The sequence below is a fragment of the Ruminococcus sp. genome (genome assembly GCF_024684275.1).
Window position 1 is genome coordinate 1 of record NZ_JAIKXF010000025.1, and the last position, 2,980, is coordinate 2,980.

Annotated in this window: 4 protein-coding genes; 1 reads left to right on the top strand and 3 read right to left on the bottom strand. The window is 43.2% G+C overall.

The genetic code is table 11. The annotated features are described in order from the left end of the window. From K5677_RS03235 to K5677_RS03245, 3 genes are all read right to left on the bottom strand, one after another. Positions 1 to 600 (bottom strand): GIY-YIG nuclease family protein (locus K5677_RS03235; protein WP_296724583.1); only part of this gene is annotated, 600 nt, incomplete at its 3' end. Between the two features lies 1 nt (position 601). After that, a complete protein-coding gene (locus tag K5677_RS03240; RefSeq protein WP_296724586.1) occupies positions 602 to 2,119 on the bottom strand; it encodes an Eco57I restriction-modification methylase domain-containing protein in 1,518 nt (505 codons plus the stop codon). Then, entirely contained in the window at positions 2,112 to 2,750 is a 639-nt protein-coding gene (locus K5677_RS03245) for a DNA methyltransferase (protein WP_296724589.1), read from the bottom strand. Before K5677_RS03245 ends, K5677_RS03240 begins: the two co-directional genes overlap by 8 nt. A gap of 127 nt (positions 2,751 to 2,877) precedes the next feature. Here K5677_RS03245 and K5677_RS14415 point away from each other — a divergent pair. Continuing rightward, positions 2,878 to 2,980 (top strand): helix-turn-helix transcriptional regulator (locus K5677_RS14415; RefSeq protein WP_366848818.1); only part of this gene is annotated, 103 nt, incomplete at its 3' end.

Genomic DNA, 2,980 nt, shown 5'->3' on the forward strand with positions numbered 1-2,980 from the left:
ATCTTCGTGCCATGCGGACTCCACCGCAGGCTTGAATGTCAGCACAAGTATCCGCTTGAAGCCCATTTTGCGGCAGAGCTGATATGCGGCAAAGGTCTTGCCAAAGCGCATTTTAGCATTCCACAGGAACTTCGGTGCACGGTCCGGCTCATCAGCTTTCGCCTTTCGGAAATACTCCATTGTACGCTTTACGGCGATATGCTGTTCGGGCCGCATTTTGAAATCAAGAGTACGCTGAGTATCAGCTATCTCGCCTGTTCTAAGCTCTCGGACTGCCGCCTTTACGTCGTCAACGGAGCAGCCGTACCACTCGTTATCGTCCTCGCCTTCATAGAGCCTGTGAAAGCCGTTTCGGCGGAGTATAGCGTGAACATCGTGGTCGGTAAAGCACGAACCGTCGGGACGCATTGCCGAATCCGACCACAGGATAGTATAGGGAACGCCGCTTGTGTGCATTATCTCACGGATACGGGTTTTTACGTCACGGTCGGTGTAGCCGACCTTTATGTAGCCGTTGTGACTGGCAACATCATTGAGCCGGAAAGCGTATATGGAGGGTGCTGCCGAGGGGCGCTGAGGGAAAAATTCCTGTTCGATCATATTATTCACCGCCTAATTCTTTAGGTTTAATCATTGATTCAATGAAATCTATCTCCTCTTTAGATAGTGAGTATTTTTTATATAATAGTTCATCATGCCATTCTTGGGAAAAATCTTGAATAGGAATAAATTGAAATTTATCTTTTGAAAGGTTAATTGAAGAAACGGCTTGTAGTAATAAAAATCGGAAGAACTTACTGCAAAGGTATTTAGCAAAATTAATTGCTTCATTCTCCGTGTCGGAAACAAATGCAACTAAATATGAATCGGTACAAACTTCATTTGGTGACAAAACTCTTGTTGTAGAAATAACCGTGAACATACCGCTTTTATCTGGTTCACCCGCATGTTCACTGGTAACTTTACTAATCATTACCTTGTATTTATTTATAATGTCATTTCCTTGTGTTATGATATTCTTCGGGATATAGCCTTTCCCACCGCTTGAATATAATAAAATCTCATCTTCATATTCGCTTCCTCTTGCGGCGGATGATAATCCAAAGGGATTACGTGTTCCAACTAATTCTGAAACTGTTTTTTCTTTAAAACTCTGAACTTTATGAATAATAGAAATAGCTTCATTATATCTTACAAACACTGGAAATTCTGATAAATCACGTATTTGTGTTGAAATAATATCGTCATGTATATTGGTAAATTCACATGGGCGAGGATTATCTCTGTCCCATAAAAAATAACAAACACCTCCACCAAGACTTATGCCGTTGAAACAGTCCTTTGCATTAACATAGTCAACTATACGCACATTTCGATTGTCTTCAAGCATTTCTTTTCTGAAATCATCAAGTCCTTTTCCACCAGCAAACCAACGTGATGGAATTATCATAGTTATATATCTCGGTTTTAGCATCTTAGCCTTTTCAACAAACAATTGATATAATGGAGAGGCACTTGCTCCGTTTCCTCCGTCGCTAAGCTGATAAGGCGGATTTGATATTATGACATCGAACTTCATATTAAATATTTCCTCTGGTTTTATAGTATGTATCCACTCATAGGCATGAGTTTCAAGCTCGTCACCACGCTCATACTGGCTCTCGGACGCTCCGCAGTAAACGCACTTGCCCTTTTCCCATTTGTGGCTGATTCGCTTGAAACGGATATTGCCCTGTGCATCGTCAAATCGGCTGACGGAATAATTGCTGTTGGGATACTTGCTGCAATAAAGTCCGCGCCGTGACAGCAGGCTCGTCAGCTCAGTTATAGCGATACCGAAAAGCTGCTTATGAAAGATGTGGTCGATACGCTCCTGCAAATCGGGAAACTGCGGTTCAAGTCCCTTGATGAGCCGCTTGGCTGTCTCACGGAGAAATACTCCTGTTTTACAGGCGGGATCGAGAAAGGTCGTGTCGGGATCGGAGAAAAGCTCCTGCGGCAGCATATCAAGCATCTGGTTTACAATCTCTGGAGGCGTGAAAACTTCATCGTTGGATAGATTCGCCAGACACGACAGTACATCGGGATTGTAAACATTTTCAAATAGTCCTTCAGCCATTTTCACCTAACCTCCTGTAATGACAAATATATTTTTGCAGGAACGTTCCCTCATCTCCGCTGATACTGAGCTGAACCTCGTCCTGACTTAGTAGCTCCGCAAAGGTATAGTCGCTCCGCTGAATGTTTGCTCCTGTGATGAATGCCCACTCCGAAAAGACGATAGGCTCATCGGTATTGTTGCAGTTTTCATCAACACAGCACAGCGTGAGAGCGTTTCCGCAGACAATGTTGCGTTCCAGTATAAAGCAGATAGAACGGTTCATATCATCGCTGCACTCATTCTTGCACACCGACTTGTACTGCTTTGCCCACAGCTTATATAGCCGCTCACGGCAGGCGGCAACATTATCCGCCAGTATATCGACACCGTAAAGACTGCTCACAGCCAGCAGGGAGTTCATTTCATAGTCAATGGTGCTCCGCTTGTATTTCTTCCGCACAACAGCTAATTTGCGGCTCAGCACCTCTGCGAGGAAGTTCCCGTCACCGCAGGCAGGTTCAAGAAATCGGCTGTCAATACGCTGCGTTTCGGGCAATACAAGGTCGCACATGGCTTTGACCTCACGCTCAGCCGTAAATACTTCTCCGTGGTCGGCTACACGCTGCCTGGATTTTACTTGTTTGTTCATAATGGTTCCTTTATAGAATTTCTATCTATTTATTTGAATAAAATTCATCTATTATTCTACAATTATATCATAATATAGAATTAAATTCAAGTTTCGCAATGTAAAATTTTAATGTGAGGAAAATTCTATGCATGAACCGTATGATTTTGGAATAATACTGAGAGATCTTAGAAAAAGTAAGGGATATACGCAAAAGCGCCTTGCAGATATGCTTGGTCTGTCCGTTACAG